This is a genomic window from Deinococcus cellulosilyticus NBRC 106333 = KACC 11606 (genome assembly GCF_007990775.1).
Classification (GTDB): domain Bacteria; phylum Deinococcota; class Deinococci; order Deinococcales; family Deinococcaceae; genus Deinococcus_C; species Deinococcus_C cellulosilyticus.
The window spans coordinates 23,958-39,705 of record NZ_BJXB01000028.1; the positions used below are offsets into that span (position 1 = coordinate 23,958).

Here is a 15,748-nt window from a genome sequence, read left to right on the forward strand (position 1 = left end):
GCCCTCACAGCAGTTTCTTTCCCTCTGCCAGTCGCGCAAGGATCTCATCCATGCGCTTCTGGCGGGTTTCAGGTTTGCGGGCCGTTTGCAGGCGGTGGTAGATGGCAAACAGGTTGCTGCGGTTCAGGGTTTCATAGGTCTGCTGCGCCTGAGGGTTTTTTGCGAGCGCATGGAGAAAATCCTCCGGGATCTCCATCTGTGCGGGTCCAGCATACGCCTGCGCCCAGCGGCCATCCTGACGGGCGGCCTCCACATGCACCAGACCGGAAGGCTGCATTTTTCCTTCTGCAATCAGGCGCTCTGCAATCTCACAGTTGCGCCGGGACCAGTTGGATTTCGGTCTGCGTGGCGTGATGCGCTGCAGAAAGGACACCTCATCCAGCGATTTGCGCTGCCCGTCAATCCAGCCCCAGGCGAGGACCACTTCCACCACATCCTCCCAGGTGACACTCGGGATGCCCGTGCCTTTCCTGTGCATTTTCACCCACAGTTCCGTGTGGGTGTCATGGTTTTGACTGAGCCAGTGATCGAGCAGTTCAGGGGTTTCAAATGAAAGTGGGGTCATGTTCAGGTGTCCTGTGATGGTGTGAAATGGGGGCTCAACAAGCCGTGACAACACAATGAAGGGGAGATCCCTTCCCCAATCCTTCACTGACATGATCGTGCATTTGATGTGCTTTTTCCACAGGGGACCGAGAACGACATCACCAGATCGTGTTTTGCGTTCGCCCAGTGGCCTGCTCGATGGTTTCCCTCAGGCGGCCCATCAAGAGGGCCCGCAGGGTGATGCGTTCCTGATGCAGGAGTTTCCCCAGTTTTTCTTCCACCTGCACTTCAAACCGGTCCATCTGGGGCAGCAGCTCAAGGTAGAGTTGCATGTGAACCTGCTCGGTGCCCTGCCTGTTCAACATACCTGCAGGGACATGTGGCTGCACCTGAAAGAGCTGCACCTGCATGTGTAAAAAAGACAGTCGCTCAGGGGTGATGCTGCGTCCCCGTCCCATCACCCCACCTCCGGTGAAGTGTCTCCACCTGGCATCTGATAGGTGCTGGCCACCCACTGCTGGTGTTCCTGTTGCAAATCCAGCAGCAGCTTCATGCAGACGCCCCAGCAGCGTTCAATCTTCAATGCCAGGGCAGCCGTGAGAGGTTCGGTGCCATCCAGCACCTGCCTGAGGTGTTCTTCGGGGCACGCCAGGGTTTCAGAGAGTTGAGATAAGGTTTGTTGTCTTGCCTGCAATTCCAGGGTCAAATACTGACCGATGGACACGGGAGCTCCGTGCCGACTGAACATTGGGTTTTTCATGTGGAACCTGGACTTTCCTGTCACGGGGCTTCGGGTGGACCCATGGGCCAGATGGCCCGTGGGGTGGAAGCATGCCTTGGGAGTCAGAGAAAGAACAGGGTTCGTTTCAATGTTCTGGAAAGGAAGACACCTGGTTCCATTTTACACCTTTCAGAGGAGGGGAAGGGGCAGACGTGGTAAGAACGAAAAATAATTAATTCACAATCGTGTGTTCTATATCCACTGATTCACATTCAGGTTCCTGCCAGAGACCATCCAGAAACAGAAGGTTCTTGTCGTCCCGCTGCCACCTCTCCTTGTGAAAGGGAATGATGCGTTCTTTCTGGTCCACGTCTCTTGGCACATCGTGACCGATCAGGAGCACCCCTGCATCTGGTCGTCCGGGTGCATCAGGTTCAGCCAGGTGAGCCGTTCGGCTTCCTCAAAGGACATCCCAGATACCAGAGCAGGGAAGGGCCATAAGAGGTCATCCTCTGGCACAGCACGGTGAAGACCAACAAGTCACCATGCTCTGGGGTGGACGTCCTGGAGGGCATCACCCTGCTGCAAGTCCAGCACCTGTTTGCCTCTCAGGTCTGCTGCGTTGCAACCGAGGTGTGCAACCAGGCGTTTTCATTCAAGTGGGTGATGATGTTGATTTGGTGGTCGAGCAGCAGGTCACCACTGTGCTCGACCAGGCTTTGCAGGTGGCCCATGGTTTGCTGGTGCATCTGAAAGGCAAAGGGTGAACTTGATGGCCTGGTGAAGCTTGAGTTCAGGGCACCAGACCCACATGGACCCTGAAAGCCACATCTTCACGGCATCAACATCAGGAAAACCCCTGCTTTGTGGTCTGCCACGTTCTCATCACCTCCAGGGTGTAAGCTGAAGACAGGTGTCTTACCTTTAAATTGAACGGACATTGGCATTGTTCCTTCACTGCTCTTTTAAGGCATGCTTCCATCCCTCTGGACATGAGGCCTCTGGGTTCACCCGAAGCCCCGTGACAGGAAGGACCAGAACGCCATGCACAATTCAGAACCCGAAAGGCACGGTGTCCCCGTGTCCATCGATCCGTGTTTGACCCGGAGAGCCCACCCCGGGAGCACCCCTCCCCTGACAGATGGTGATGCAGGAGTGGAGAAATGACCCCTTCCACCGCTGTTCATCGAAGGCTGCATAATGCCTTACCCTTCACACCGTCCTCTGGGGGTACACTGTCTTCATGCCCCCCATCCAGATCAAAGATGGACACCTGCCCGTCTTCCAGGTGCTCTCCAGGATGGGCATTTCACGCCCTGCACAGTTCTGGAAACAGTTGCTTGGCCACTTCGGGGATGCGCGCATTCCCCACACCCGCATGCAGTTTGAGATGGCCGATGGCCGCAAGAGCCGCATGGTCCCCGCCATCCGGCAAGAAGACCTGGGAAGCCTTCTGGAACGGGTGCGCGAGATGAGTGGGGAAGGGCAAACCGAGTGGTTCTACCTGCCTGCAGAGCGCTATGTGGTGGACCTGCTGACCGAGGCCTACGCAGACCAGCAACCAGAAAGTCCCTGCGTGGTGCAGGGGGTGAGGGTGGATGTGTATTTTCACAGGTGCAAAGTTGCCGTGATTTTCGCGGCGGCCAGAGAGGCACAGAGCCTGCACATCCAGAACCTCCAGCAAGATCGTGGCGTTCGGGTGGTGCACACCAACGTGTACCACAAGGATTTCCGGCTTGGCGCACTGGTCAGGGAGGTCCGCAGCATCATCGACCTGAAAACCTGACTGCCAGATCTGAACCCACTGGGGTCTTGGATTTCAGGTCAGAAACTATAAAATCATTTTTTCACAATTAAAATACAAATGCATTGATATCACAACCTGATCCCTCACACCAGAATCCCCTTTTTCATCTCAGTTCACCCTGAAACTGTGCTCTGAACCAGAGCACAGTTTCAAAACATTGGTCTGGAAGTGTGGCATTCATCCCCCTGCATGCAGCGTACAGGGGGATCTGTGGGTTGTGGAATTCAGTGGTCCCGGATGGAGAGCACCAGCCTGGCACCGAAAGCGGCGAACATGGTGCCTGCGGTGCGGTCAATCCACTTGACGGCTTTCTGGTAGGCCTGCTGGGGTGCGGGGAGGGAGAGCACCAGGGCGACCACGCTGAAGAAGGCCAGGGTTTCGAGCATGACCAGCATGAACATGCTGACTTTGAGGCCTGTGCCCATGCCCGGAGTGATGAAGGTGACGAAGATGCTGCTGAAGTAGATCACGGCCTTGACGTTGGCGAGGTTGGTGAGGAGCCCGCTTCGAAAGGCTGCAGCATTGCTGGATTTGAGGGGTTCGGTGGTGGATTCGCTGGAGGCCGTCTTTTTCAGGGAGCCTTTCCAGAGCAGGAACCCGAGGTACAGCAGGTACAGCCCTCCGGCGACTTTGAGGGCGGTTTGCAGCCACACCACTTCCTGGAAGAGCACCTGCAATCCGATCAGGGCGAGGCCTGCCCACAGGGCGTTGCCGAGGGTGATGCCGAGTGCGGCGTACAGTCCGGCTTTGCGGGTGTTGCTGACGGCGAGTCGGGCGACGAGCAGGCTGTCAGGTCCGGGGGTGAGCAGGGCCAGCAGGTGAACCATGAACAAGGTGATGAGGGTGGTCATGCTGAAGTGTATCCAATCTGTTCCTTGAAGGTGAAGGGGGTTGCCTAAGGGGGCGAGATTCTGGGTTCTGGGGGGATACAGAATCACCTGGGAGCTTCTGGAGGGGCCTTAAAATCGATTTTAGTGCACGAAGTGTTTTTTGTCGTCCTGCATGGTGTTGTTGGGTGGCCTGTCCAAAAAAGTCTGGTGGTTGGATCATCACCGCAAGAAAAACCAGAGAATTTTACGATAAGATTGTTTATCGTAGAGAAGACCGATCCACCAGAAGAAACGGACAGCACCCAACCCTCATGAGATCTCGGGAAAGCACTGCCTGATTTCTGGCAGCGCAACACCATCAATCTGGGCATCCGCTTCAGCTAAACTGGAGCAGTGCCCAGATTTCAAATCTCTTATGAAAACCGCAAAACCAGGGGCTTGCCAACGAAACCCACCAAAAAGGATACCGAGCCAACAGGCCCCTACACTCCTGAAAACATCCGCATCATCAATCGAATTGAAATGGTGTTGGAAAGGCATCACATGTACACCCCTGAGACCACCCTCAGAGGCATCCTGAGGTACTTCGATCAGAATGTTCTGGCTTACCTCTTTGAACAGCAAAAGAACACGTTCTGGTCCCGAACAAACCAGAAGAGAGGCGGAGTGTACATCAACATTGGACCTGAGTGGTATGGCTTTCTGGACTTCTTCCGGGAAAAAACCGGTCAGAACTTGCACCATCAAGCCGACCTCAGCGCCCTGACCGACTCCGATCAGGAACTGGCCCAAAAGATGACTGATCTGTCGGATGAATACTTCACCTGGCTCGAAGATTTCACTGCCAATGGCCTGCCTTGTACGGACTCTCGCTACCACACCACTGCTGTTTTCGCAGAGGACATCAATGAACTGGTGCTCAAACACCCGTACTGCTTTACACTGACCGGTTCATTTCCAGAAGCCTTTGCTTTCCTGGAGGGCATCAACTCTGACAGAGATCCTGACCATTTGCCCCACTGGGTCGAGCGGTGGTGGACGTTTGAACAGGGGCTCAGGGTCAGACCTCGCACGCTCGATGGCATCCGGGACTTTGCGGTACACCTGTATCAGACCCTTGGGGATCAGGGGGCGCTGGCCGAACTCTTGCACCTGTACCAGACGTTTGAACCCACCGATTGGGAGGGAAATCCTCTGTTGCCATGACTCCCATTCATCCAGGGCGTACGGGCATGGAATGGGGCCAATTGGACCCGATAGGGTCTCCTCTGTCCCGACCCGAGACTTGTTTCAACCCGAGCTTGAAGTCAGTAGGATTCTGGTATCCACAGGTTGAACTTGATGACTGCCGTGCCCTGGAATCTGGAATTTCTGGGATTCCAGAGAGGTTCTCAGCATCAAAACAGAATTTGTGAGTTAATATATTTTGAAATTGTTTTGTGAATATTTTATCTTTCTACGGTCAAGATGTCCTCCGCCGAGCTTCTGACCCTTTATGCCCTTATTTGCACTGAATAACGTAAGCGCTTTATGCAGGCGACACCCTCACAACCCTCTGTTTCATCTTCTGTTCCATTGAAATTCTCATTTCCACAACCAGATCCGAAAGAACTTCAGAGGGGATTAGGTGAATTCCCCGATTTTCATGCACAGCCAAAATGGTTATTGTGGACCATCTTCAAAAATTCAACGGGCGCACCGCCCACCCGCCAGATGGCAGCACTCCGCTGTGGTCTGGTGTTCCAGGAGGACTTTCATGAACCGAGTCACTTCCGCAGCTCTACTGGCCCTCACCCTGGCCCTGGCTTCCTGCAGCAGCAACACCCCGCAGGATGCTTCTATACCCATGCCTGACCAGAACAACACCGTCAGTGCTGCTCCCATTTATGGCAACAGTGAATCCGGTCAGTACATTGTGGTGTTCCGCAAGACGGCCACCGTGCAGGGCCAGAGCATCAGCAAACTCAGTGCAGGCCAGATGGTGCAGAGGCTGGGGCTGGACCGTCAGGGCGCGCAGATTCAGGCGGTGTACACCGAAGTTCTGGATGGGTTTGCAGCGAAACTCAGTGCCAGCAACATTCAGAAACTCGCCTCTGATCCACGGGTGGCCTACCTGCAGGCCGTGCAGACCTATTACGCCACCGACACCCAGAGCAACCCTCCATCCTGGGGTCTGGACCGCATCGACCAGAGGGACCTGCCCCTCAGCAACTCCTTCACCTACAGTTCAAATGGAACGGGTGTCACCGCGTACGTGCTGGACACCGGACTGAACACCACCCACACCAGCTTTGGAGGCCGGGCCTCCATCGGGTATGACGTCATCAATGACGGCCAGAACGGCAGGGACTGCCAGGGGCACGGGACGCACGTCGCGGGCACCATCGGCAGCAGCAGTTACGGGGTGGCCAAGAACGTGAAACTGGTGGGCGTGCGCGTGCTGGGCTGTGACGGCACCGGCAGCAACCAGGGGATCATTCAGGCGATCAACTGGGTGGCCCAGAACGCCCAGAAGCCCGCCGTGGTGAACATGAGCCTCGGGCCTCGCAGCAGAAGTGTCGATCAGGCGATGGATGACGCCATCAACAGTGCCATCGGCAAGGGCATCACCTTCGTGCTGGCCGCCGGGAACTCCAACGATGACGCCTGCTATTACAGCCCTGCCCGCACCCCCGCAGCCATCACGGTGGCGAGCAGCACCCGCACCGATGCCCGTTCCAGCTTCAGCAATTACGGCAGTTGCGTGGACATTTTCGCTCCAGGAAGTGACATCGCCTCCACCTGGATTGGCAGCAACACCGCCACCAACACCATTTCCGGGACCAGCATGGCCAGTCCTCATACCGCAGGTGCTGCAGCGCTGGTGCTCTCCGCGAACCCCACCTTCACCCCGCAGCAGGTGCGGGACGCCCTGGTGAACACCGCCACCCTGAACAAGATCACCGATCCCAAGGGCACCCCCAACCGTCTGCTCTTCGTGGGTCAGGGCACCACTCCCCCACCCACCACTGACCCTTGCAGCGGCACCAACTGCAGCAAGTACACCGGAAGCCTCAGCAGTGGACAGAGCGCCTACCAGCCGAACGGCACATACTTCAATTACGCTGGTGGAACCCTCAAGGGATGGCTGAAAGGCCCTGCTGGGAGCGATTTCGACCTGGTGCTCTACAAATGGAATGGCAGTGCCTGGCAGGCGGTGAGCCGTGCGGAAACCTCCAGCAGCGATGAGAGCATCACCTACAATGCTGGCAGTGGATACTACACCTGGGAAATCGTGGCGTACTCCGGCAGCGGCAGTTACAGCTTCTGGATGCAGAAGTAAGCAGATTCCACATGAGGGGCAGCCTGATTTTCAGGCTGCTTTTTTTGATTGGCGAGAAGTTGATCCCTTTTCATGTCTCTCAGCCTTTCCTTGATCCTGTTTTCAGCTGAGCCTGCTGTTCTGGCACAGGCTGAGTTTTCCCACAGAACATAGGAAATGCATGAGGTCTTTTCATCTCCAGAACACTGAATTTCTCATTTTACCGTGAGGGGTTGCAGGGTACCATGACCCTTGAACACAGTCCCCTTCTCCCCTCCTTCCTGTCCGTTGGCAGGCAAGGTGGTGGCTCTGTTCGCAGGAGGAACCACCATGAAAAAATGGATGTCCATTCTGGGCGTGGCCACCCTGGCCATGGCCCTGGGTCAGGCCAGTGCAAAAGGCATCACACTCACCATCGCCTGTGGCGCGGTGGGGCAAGAACTCGAGATGTGCAAGAGTGGGGTGGCGGCCTGGGCCAAGAAAACCGGCAACACCGTCAAGGTTTTTGAGAGCCCCAACCTCACCAACGACCGGCTCGCCCTCTACCAGCAGCAACTTGCTGCCAAGAGCGGCACCATCGACGTCTACCAGATCGATGTGATCTGGCCCGGCATCCTCTATCAGCACTTCGTGAACCTCAAAGGCAAAATCCCTGCTGCAGAAGTGAATGCCCACTTCCCCGCCATCATCGGGGCCAACACCGTGGGAGGTCAACTGGTGTCCATGCCGTGGTTCACCGATGCGGGTCTCTTGTATTACCGCAAAGACCTGTTGCAGAAATACGGCTTCAAGTCTGCCCCCAGAACCTGGGACGAACTGGCCAGCATGGCCGTCAAAATCCAGGCCGGAGAACGCAAGAGCAACAAGAGCTTCCAGGGCTTTGTGTTCCAGGGCAAGGATTACGAGGGTCTCACCTGCAATGCACTCGAATGGATTGCCTCTTTCAAGGGTGGATCTGTGGTGGACAGCACCGGTAAAGTCACCATCAACAACGCCAATGCTGTAAAAGCCCTGACGCAGGCCGCTTCCTGGGTGAAGAAAATCAGTCCAGAGGGTGTGACCACCTACGCTGAAGAAGACGCCCGTGGGATCTTCCAGTCGGGCAACGCTGCGTTCATGCGCAACTGGCCTTACGCCTGGGCGCTCGGTCAGGGCAGTGAATCCAAGGTGAAAGGCAAGATCGGCGTGGCCCCCCTGCCCAGAGGTGGAGCTTCCGGTCAGAACGCGGCCACACTGGGCGGCTGGCAACTGGCAGTCAGCAAGTACAGCAAGAACCAGGCAGCGGCCATTGAGCTGGTGCGTTACCTGACGGGCAAAACCGAACAGAAGCGCCGGGCCATCAAAGGGGCCTACAACCCGACCATCAAGAGCCTGTATCAGGACAAAGAAGTGCTGAAGGCGAACCCCTTCTTCGGAAGCCTTTACAGCGTGTTCACCAGTGCGGTGGCCCGTCCTTCTGGGGTGACGGGGTTGAAGTACAACCAGGTGTCCCAGGCTTTCTCTGGCGCAGTGCATGATGTGCTGACCGGACAGAAAAAAGCTGCCGATGCACTCAAGACCCTGGAAAGTGACCTCAACCGGATCAAAGGTCGCGGCTGGTAACACCCAAAACCTTTCAACCCTCTGTCCCGGAGAACGTTTTGTGTTCTTCGGGATTCAACTGTTCAGGTGCGTTTCCAGGACGGTCAGGTAAAAACGGGCCTGCATGTGAAGGAGGTGTTAACAACTTGTTCACAAGTTTTACGCATCATGGAGTGGGTTCCTGTGCCCCTGAGAGGTCCAAACATGAAAAAATGGCTGAAACTGTCCCTGCTTTCCCTGCTTCTTGCCGGGTGCAGCACCCAGATGAAAACCCCAGAGCTTCCCACCCTCCCGAACCATTCCCGTCTGCTGGAAATCCAGTTTGGTGGTGTGGGCACCTCCAGCATCACCAGCCAGATCCTGCAGGTGGGCGGGACTGCGTCCATCCACAAGCAGGGCATGACCGAGGCCAGCGGGCTCTCCTTCTCCTACCAGGGGGCAGAAACCTTCACCAGCAAAGATGGACTCACCCGGTACATCCAGGTGCACTACGAGGTCACCAACACCAGCGGGCAAACGTACCACAATCTGGGCTTTCTGCCTGTGGTGGTCAGTGACACCGATGGGGACAGCAGCAACAACGCCACCACATCCACCATTGCAGGAACACCCTTCAAGCATGTGAAACACTATGACGGCACAACTGCACCAGACAGCACTGCACAGGGACTGACCGTCACCTACGCCAAACGCTTCAACACGGAAGCCAACGCCTTGCAGAACCTGACCACCACCTCCACCTACCGCAGTGGTCTGGATGTCACCGGCTTTGAGGTCACCGACCCCACGGGACTGGAAGTCACCGAAGTGAAGAATCAGGGCTGGAAGTTCCAGAACAGCCTTGCCAGCGGGGCAAGTGCCTTGATGACCTTCAGCGTGTCTTTCCCCATTCCAGCCGACAAAAAGCTGGCCCCTTTCAGCTTCTCCCTGATGGTGGCCTACACAGAAGGCATTCCTGATGCGGATTTTTATGGCAATGACCTGACCGTGGACCCCACCCGGGGCAACAAGCATCCGGACATTGTTCTGGACAGTTCTGGAGCGCCCATCGTGGTGTGGGATGAAAGCCCACACGGCACCCACGCAGATGTTCTGGTGAAACGCTGGAATGGCCACACATGGGAACAGCTGGGTGGAGTGGTGGGATTCACCAACTGGAGCAGTTACACCGATCCCGCCATCGCCATCAACGGGGCAGATCTGCCCGTGGTGACCTACACCGAGGGCTCCACCACCTTTGTGAAACAGTGGAATGGCACCTCCTGGGTGCAACTGGGAGGTGCACTGACCACCGACAACCAGGTGTACTGGCAGGATGTTGCCATCAACAGCCAGGATCAGGTGCTGGTGGCCTACGAGGAAGGCAGGGATGGGTTCCACACTTATGTGAAGCAATGGGACGGCACATCCTGGACGATGCTGGGGGGCAGCTTGCGGGTGAATGCTTCTGGGTTTTCAACCGACAATGCCATTGCCATCGGTCCGGACGACCGTCCGGTGGTGGCCTTCTTGGAACTCGTATCAGGGCAGAGCTACAACCTTTACAGCAAGCAGTGGAATGGGAGCACCTGGGTGCAGCTGGGGGGTGCCCTGGATGTGACATTGAGCAACCCCATCAATGAATTGGATGTCGCCGTTGACGGCCAGAACCGCCCGGTGGTGACGTGGGTGGAGAACGTTGTCGGGCAGTCCAACAATGTTTACGTGAAACGCTGGACTGGAACGGCCTGGGAGCAGCTGGGGGCGGCTCTGGATGTGAGCCTCACGGCCAACCCCGATTACCCCACCGTCAAAATCAACACGCAGGACCAGCCGGTGGTGGTGTTCGTCGAAGATGGAGTGATTTACAGCAAAACCTGGAATGGCACAGGCTGGGTCCAGGGAAGCACCCCTTACAGCTTCGGAACCGGAGGAGCAGACATGCCTGCGTTTGCGCTGGATGGGGACACCCCGATTGTCACCTGGGTGGAGAACAACAAAACCTACGTGAAACGTTGATTTGCAACTTGAAGGGGGAAGGGTTGACCTCCTCCCCCTTCATGGACTTTCGACGGGCATGGAACGCGCCAGACGGAATCCCAGGTCATCCACCTGAAATGTCGGGTGGCTCTTGCGGCGGCATGAGGCCCTCAATCCCCTGGGTTCATCGAACCACCCTCCACCCCGGAACACCCGGTAAGGTCCGTACACCTCCGGGTCGAACACATCCCAGCACCATTCCCACACGTTGCCGATCATGTCATGAAGGCCCCACCCATTCGGGGCTTTCAGGCCGACTTCCCTGACGCTGCCCCCAGAATTCTCCCGGAACCACGCGATGTCCTCAAGTTTCCCATACCGCACCCCAGTGCTCCCGGCACGGCAGGCATGCTCCCATTCTGCTTCGGTGGGAAGACGGAAACCATCTGCAGTCCGGTCCCACAGCACCTCATCACCAGAAGTGGTGTAGCAGGGTTTCATGCCTGCAGCTTCAGAAAGAAGGTTGCAGAACCGAAGGGCATCAAACCATGAGATCTGCGTCACAGGCCGTTCGCGGCTGTTTGCACCTCCACAAAAAGCTGCAAACAGCCGCTCTGTCACTGGAACGCGGGCCATCCAGAAGGGCTGAAGCTGCACGGACCATGCGGATTGGGTTTTTTCGTTGCGCAAGGTGATCTCCCCTGCTGGAATCGGGACCATCAAGTCGAAAATAGCCTGCAAAAATGCTGGGCTGGGATGTTCAGGATGTGACATGGGACACTCCTTGAGTTGAAAAAGAGCCAGAAAGTGATTGGGATGAATTGCATGTAGATTGTGAAATTTTTATTCTTTTAACAGGAACATCGTTGAGCCTGGGTGGAGGCAAAATTGACCCTGATCGGAAAGCCTGCATCCGCAGCCAGAACGTTTTCGGGCATGCAGGATTCGGTGTTGGAATGGCTGAAATGCATGAAGCCTCCTGTTGACCTGCATCAGGTCCCAATCACCATGCCACAAAAGAAAGGGCATCACATCCGCCATTTGATGCACCCCGACCATGCTTTGCCTGGGCGTTTTCTCTTCCAGGTCAAAGTCCGGTCAGGATTCTTTAAGAGGTCATGGGAACTCAGAAGCCAGACCGAAGCCATTCAAAGCTTCGGTCTGGCTGTTCCCCACAGTGGCAAACGGTGGTCAGGTCAAACGGTTGCAGGGGTTCGGAGCTGGCAGAATTCTGGCAGCCACGCCTGCTCTGCTTCCAGCAGTTCGCGGGTCATCTGTCTGAGTTCATTCAGGGTCAAAAGGGCACTGCTGAGGGGATCAAGGGCAATGGCGTGATACACGTGATCCAGATTCTCCTCCAGAGCGGCCAGGACCGCCAGTTCCTGTACATTGATGCTGGTGCGGTTCACAGCAGCCAGTTGAGGAGGGAGTTTCCCCAAATGGGTGGGCTGCACGCCACTGCGGTCCACCAGGCAGGCCACTTCCACGCAGCACCCCTCTGGGAGGTTTTCGATGAGTCCTGTGTTGATCACATTCCCGTAAATCACCGATGGGGTCCCGGTTTCCATGCTGTGAATGATGGTCGCCCCGTATTCGATGGAGGGTTTCAGTTCCAGCAGCAATTCTTCCAGAAAGCCACTCTGGTCGTCGTGGGCCGCTTCACAGCAGATCTGGTAATAGTCCCAGCGGTGGGTGATGAAAGATCGGGACAGGTCCTGGTTTTTGCGGAAGTACGGCAAATATTCACTGGCATGGTGGCTGGATTCGGTGTGAAAGTACCCGAAGTGTTCCATGATGCTGGTGCGGACCTGTTCCTGGCCCCCTTCGTACACGTTGCCTTCCTCGAGGAGCTGGCTGTGGTTGCCGTCGTCGGTGGGCAGAGGGCCAACCTGCTGGCGTCCCAGGTAGCGGTCTCGCATCACCTGCCGGATCTGGGGGTAGAGGTCTTTGCCCTGGTGGGTGAGGGACAGGAGCCACGCCTGGTGGTTGATGCCTGCGCTCTTGAAGACCAGTTCGCTGTAGGGAACCCCCACCTCACGGGCCAGCATGTGGGTGGTGCCCTGCACGCTGTGACACAGCCCCACCGCTTTCACGCCAAGGCTTGAGAGGTACCAGGTGGCCATCGCCATCGGGTTGGCGTAATTGATGAGCTGGGCCTCGGGGCAGAGTTCCAGCATGTCCTGTGCGATGCTCTTGTAGGCAGGTGCACTGCGAAGGAAGCGCATCACACCCCCCGGGCCGAGGGTGTCTCCAACCGTCTGGTCGATGCCGTACTTTCTGGGAATCTCCACATCATGGCGGTAGGCTTCCAGGCCCCCCACCTGAAAGGTGATGATCACGTAATTTGCGTCTCTTAAGGCTGCACGCTGATCCGTGGTCACCTGCACCTGGGTGGGCAGCCTGTGGTGGGAAATGAGTTTCTGAACGTGTCGGGCCGTGACGGAGAGGCGCTCAGGGTTGATGTCCATCAGGGCAAGGGTGCTGTTTTGCAGGGCCGGGAAGCTGAGGATGTCCGCGACGAGCCGCAGGGGAAAGGCATGTCCGCCCGCCCCAATGATTGCAATTTTCACCATAAAGGTCCTTTCTGGTCCGTCCTTCCTTGCAGCTCAGGCAGAATGAATCCAGCGGGTGTTGTGTTTCCTGGATGATGTTCAGGTAAAATCAGTATAAAAGTGTGGGGGTCCATGGACAAGCCGAAAGTCGCCAGTGATATTGCACAAAACGCCGCATCTGCAAAGCATGAGGCTTTTGGTGCCCCCCTGACCTTCATCGGAACCTACCGTGTGCGTGAGGGGGCACCCTTCCCCGCCCACCATCACTCTGGACATGAGGTGATCGTCTGGCACACCGGGCAGGTGGAACTCGGATGGCAGCAGCACGGTGAAACCCACCACCTGCTCACCCACCCGGGGATGGTCACTGTCATGCCAGGAGGCACCACCCACTGGGACACCCCGCGCAAAGGGTACAGCCACCACTTCGCGCTTTTTGAAGGGAACTTTGCATGCCCTGGCTTCGAGCAGGCCCGGCATTTTCTGGACGACAGCACGGGCAGCATGGAACGGCTGCTGCTCGCCCTGAACGCGGAATTCAACAACCACCAGCCTGAGCGCAATGAAATGCTGACCCTGCTCCTGAAACAATTCGAGGTGTGCCTGCTGCGTCTGGACAGCCGACAGACCCTGAGTGCCGCCGAAGCCCTGGTGCAGCGAGCGAAACACCTGATCGAGGAGCGTTGCACCGAAAACCCGTCCGTTCAGAGCATCGCCCGGGAACTGGGCACCTCGGTTTCCCACCTGCGGGCCCAGTTTGCAGTGCACAGCCAGGGATCACCCAAAGCACACCTGCAAAAAGTGCGCGTCAAACGGGCCATTCAGCACCTGAAAACCTCTTCACTGTCCCTGGAAGCCCTGGCGTCCCTGCTGGGCTATGCCTCTGCAGGGCACCTGTCACGGGAGGTGAAACAGCTCACCGGCTTCACCCCCGGGCAGATTCGCCGTCAGCGCTGAGCATCATCGGCAGCAGAACCTGTCCCAAACGGGCCTCACCCTTCCCGATGCAGGTCATTTAAAGACATCGGGACCTCTCCCCTTTTCAGGTCTCCGGCCATCTTCAATCCCTGGGCGAAAATCAGGAATTCCAGGATGGTGGTGGCAATTCCGTAGAAATCCCAGGCTTCCTTCTCACCCAGCGCAGGTCCAGCGAAAGGCACTCCCCAGATGCGGGTGATGACATAGAGCACGGCAATGGCGAAGTTCCCCCAGGCTCCGGCCTGGTAAAAAGCAGCTTCCCAGGTCACCACACCCGCGCGGGGGTAAGGGTCATTCAGGGCCTCTTTGGACTCCCAGAATTTGATGAGGGCCAGGGCTCCCCAGAAAGCCTGCAGAATGGTGGACACCAGAAAGAAAATGCCGTACCCCACCCACTCCTCAAAATGGGCTCCGGTGACCCCACCGTGCAAACCCGCTGCTGCAAGACTCATCACCCCAACAGCAGGGATGGAGGGGTGCAGGAAGGAAAACTTGCGGTCCCGGTCCACCTCGGGAGGGCGGAACTCGAAAGCAGGAATTTCGGGTTGGGGGTCGTTGCTCATGGGGCCACACTATCCCCTGAAGATGAAAAACAAATGTGCAGCAGGTCGGGACATTTTTCCCGTGCAGGCAGGTAAAGTAAACCTGTGATCGTGCTCCTGTTTTTCCTCAGCGGTTTTGCTTTCGCCCACACCGGACGACCTGTGGGAGGCGAAGACAGCCTGCTTTTGCAGATCCTGCTCGGGCTTGGCTTGCTGCTCAGTGGCTGGGGGATGGTGCATTTCTCCAGCCTGGCCTTCAAATTGCCCAGAAGGGAATTCAGGCCCAGAGGGCAGCGTTTTCTGACCTTTGCCGTTGTGAGCACCCTGCTTTTTGCCCTGCTCTCCTGGTATGCCGTGCAGCCCCAGAGGCCCGCTGCGCCCCTCCTGATTCAGGAACGGGGACGCTGGGAAGTGCATCAGGTGGAGGGCCTGCATTCGGAAAGCACCCTGCTCCTGCAGGCCGAAAAAGCACAGCCTCTGGAGATCCAGAGTGAACAGGACATGCTTTTCGAGATCCCTGAACTCGGGGTGAAAGCCCGCCTGCCTGGAGGGAAAGCTGTTCGGGTGTCCCTTCCTGCTGCTCCAACCGGAACATATTCCACCAGCATTTCGGGACTGGTGGTGCAGGTGCTGCCCCCGGAGATGTACCACCTGCTGCTGGAAGGGAACCATCAGGATTGAACACGTTCCCTTTTGCTGTGGCATGAATTTCAGACCTGAATTCAAACCCTGGGTGCCTGTGGCTCAGGGTTTTCATGCACGGCTTCGAAATCACAACATATCGCCCCAATCAGGTGAATGGGAGGAGAAGATGCAGGGGAGTGCAACCGGGAAGATCTGTGCTCTTTCCTGAGGTCCATTGTATGGCCTGAGTAAAATCCATGGTAAGCGGTTACGCACAGCAGGATGGCAAGTGAACCCGGTACAGACG

General features: G+C 56.9%; 15 protein-coding genes. 7 read left to right on the top strand and 8 right to left on the bottom strand.

Translation table 11 applies throughout. The features are described from left to right. Positions 1–4: 4 nt before the first annotated feature. From DC3_RS23285 to DC3_RS29340, 4 genes are all read right to left on the bottom strand, one after another. Positions 5–565, bottom strand: a complete 561-nt coding sequence (locus tag DC3_RS23285; RefSeq protein ID WP_146889029.1) for a YdeI/OmpD-associated family protein — start codon at positions 563–565, stop codon at positions 5–7. A gap of 139 nt (positions 566–704) precedes the next feature. Next, positions 705–1,004 (bottom strand): hypothetical protein, encoded by a 300-nt coding sequence (locus DC3_RS23290; RefSeq protein WP_146889032.1) that lies wholly within the window; start codon positions 1,002–1,004, stop codon positions 705–707. Continuing rightward, positions 1,004–1,306, bottom strand: a complete 303-nt coding sequence (locus DC3_RS23295) for a hypothetical protein (protein WP_146889035.1) — start codon at positions 1,304–1,306, stop codon at positions 1,004–1,006. Before DC3_RS23295 ends, DC3_RS23290 begins: the two co-directional genes overlap by 1 nt. Positions 1,307–1,875: 569 nt before the next feature. After that, positions 1,876–2,016 (bottom strand): hypothetical protein, encoded by a 141-nt coding sequence (locus DC3_RS29340; RefSeq protein ID WP_186816213.1) that lies wholly within the window; start codon positions 2,014–2,016, stop codon positions 1,876–1,878. 494 nt (positions 2,017–2,510) lie between these two features. On the opposite strand from DC3_RS29340, the gene DC3_RS23300 reads away from it, so the two are divergent. Beyond that, the gene (locus tag DC3_RS23300; RefSeq protein ID WP_146889038.1) at positions 2,511–3,053 is read left to right on the top strand and encodes a hypothetical protein; all 543 of its coding nucleotides are present in this window, start codon (positions 2,511–2,513) and stop codon (positions 3,051–3,053) included. Between the two features lie 245 nt (positions 3,054–3,298). Here DC3_RS23300 and DC3_RS23305 read toward each other — a convergent pair whose 3' ends face one another. Next, positions 3,299–3,925 (bottom strand): LysE family transporter, encoded by a 627-nt coding sequence (locus DC3_RS23305; protein WP_146889041.1) that lies wholly within the window; start codon positions 3,923–3,925, stop codon positions 3,299–3,301. A 372-nt stretch (positions 3,926–4,297) separates the two neighbouring features. Between DC3_RS23305 and DC3_RS23310 the strand changes: the two genes are divergently transcribed. The 4 genes from DC3_RS23310 to DC3_RS23325 all read left to right on the top strand — a co-directional run bounded on the left by DC3_RS23310 (position 4,298) and on the right by DC3_RS23325 (position 10,784). Next, positions 4,298–5,110: a hypothetical protein gene (locus tag DC3_RS23310; RefSeq protein WP_146889046.1), complete on the top strand. Its 813-nt coding sequence runs from the start codon at positions 4,298–4,300 to the stop codon at positions 5,108–5,110. A gap of 550 nt (positions 5,111–5,660) precedes the next feature. Next, the gene (locus DC3_RS23315) at positions 5,661–7,226 is read left to right on the top strand and encodes a S8 family peptidase (protein ID WP_146889049.1); all 1,566 of its coding nucleotides are present in this window, start codon (positions 5,661–5,663) and stop codon (positions 7,224–7,226) included. A gap of 309 nt (positions 7,227–7,535) precedes the next feature. After that, entirely contained in the window at positions 7,536–8,807 is a 1,272-nt protein-coding gene (locus DC3_RS23320) for an ABC transporter substrate-binding protein (protein WP_146889051.1), read from the top strand. Positions 8,808–8,990: 183 nt separating this feature from the next. After that, positions 8,991–10,784: a PLL family lectin gene (locus tag DC3_RS23325; protein WP_146889054.1), complete on the top strand. Its 1,794-nt coding sequence runs from the start codon at positions 8,991–8,993 to the stop codon at positions 10,782–10,784. Between the two features lie 39 nt (positions 10,785–10,823). Here the strand turns inward: DC3_RS23325 and DC3_RS23330 are convergent, their stop codons facing one another. Both DC3_RS23330 and melA read right to left on the bottom strand, forming a co-directional pair. Next, entirely contained in the window at positions 10,824–11,519 is a 696-nt protein-coding gene (locus tag DC3_RS23330) for a formylglycine-generating enzyme family protein (protein WP_222594823.1), read from the bottom strand. Positions 11,520–11,941: 422 nt separating this feature from the next. After that, positions 11,942–13,318 (bottom strand): alpha-galactosidase, encoded by a 1,377-nt coding sequence (gene melA, locus DC3_RS23335; RefSeq protein WP_146889057.1) that lies wholly within the window; start codon positions 13,316–13,318, stop codon positions 11,942–11,944. Between the two features lie 111 nt (positions 13,319–13,429). On the opposite strand from melA, the gene DC3_RS23340 reads away from it, so the two are divergent. Continuing rightward, positions 13,430–14,254, top strand: coding sequence for a helix-turn-helix domain-containing protein (locus tag DC3_RS23340; protein WP_146889060.1), 825 nt, complete (start codon positions 13,430–13,432; stop codon positions 14,252–14,254). 35 nt (positions 14,255–14,289) lie between these two features. Here the strand turns inward: DC3_RS23340 and DC3_RS23345 are convergent, their stop codons facing one another. Beyond that, complete coding sequence (locus DC3_RS23345; protein ID WP_146889063.1) at positions 14,290–14,838, bottom strand: hypothetical protein; 549 nt, start codon at positions 14,836–14,838, stop codon at positions 14,290–14,292. A gap of 84 nt (positions 14,839–14,922) precedes the next feature. Here DC3_RS23345 and DC3_RS23350 point away from each other — a divergent pair, with 84 nt between their 5' ends. Beyond that, positions 14,923–15,498, top strand: coding sequence for a hypothetical protein (locus tag DC3_RS23350; protein ID WP_146889066.1), 576 nt, complete (start codon positions 14,923–14,925; stop codon positions 15,496–15,498). Positions 15,499–15,748: the final 250 nt, after the last annotated feature.

Bases quoted from the DNA above. Each gene is read 5' to 3' on its own strand.
- DC3_RS23345 (WP_146889063.1), bottom strand. From the start codon at position 14,838: ATGAGCAACGACCCCCAACCCGAAATTCCTGCTTTCGAGTTCCGCCCT.
- DC3_RS23340 (WP_146889060.1), top strand. From the start codon at position 13,430: ATGGACAAGCCGAAAGTCGCCAGTGATATTGCACAAAACGCCGCATCT.
- DC3_RS23300 (WP_146889038.1), top strand. From the start codon at position 2,511: ATGCCCCCCATCCAGATCAAAGATGGACACCTGCCCGTCTTCCAGGTG.
- DC3_RS23320 (WP_146889051.1), top strand. From the start codon at position 7,536: ATGAAAAAATGGATGTCCATTCTGGGCGTGGCCACCCTGGCCATGGCC.
- melA (WP_146889057.1), bottom strand. From the start codon at position 13,318: ATGGTGAAAATTGCAATCATTGGGGCGGGCGGACATGCCTTTCCCCTG.
- DC3_RS23305 (WP_146889041.1), bottom strand. From the start codon at position 3,925: ATGACCACCCTCATCACCTTGTTCATGGTTCACCTGCTGGCCCTGCTC.
- DC3_RS23290 (WP_146889032.1), bottom strand. From the start codon at position 1,004: ATGGGACGGGGACGCAGCATCACCCCTGAGCGACTGTCTTTTTTACAC.
- DC3_RS23295 (WP_146889035.1), bottom strand. From the start codon at position 1,306: ATGAAAAACCCAATGTTCAGTCGGCACGGAGCTCCCGTGTCCATCGGT.
- DC3_RS23315 (WP_146889049.1), top strand. From the start codon at position 5,661: ATGAACCGAGTCACTTCCGCAGCTCTACTGGCCCTCACCCTGGCCCTG.
- DC3_RS23330 (WP_222594823.1), bottom strand. From the start codon at position 11,519: ATGTCACATCCTGAACATCCCAGCCCAGCATTTTTGCAGGCTATTTTC.
- DC3_RS23325 (WP_146889054.1), top strand. From the start codon at position 8,991: ATGAAAAAATGGCTGAAACTGTCCCTGCTTTCCCTGCTTCTTGCCGGG.
- DC3_RS29340 (WP_186816213.1), bottom strand. From the start codon at position 2,016: ATGCACCAGCAAACCATGGGCCACCTGCAAAGCCTGGTCGAGCACAGT.
- DC3_RS23285 (WP_146889029.1), bottom strand. From the start codon at position 565: ATGACCCCACTTTCATTTGAAACCCCTGAACTGCTCGATCACTGGCTC.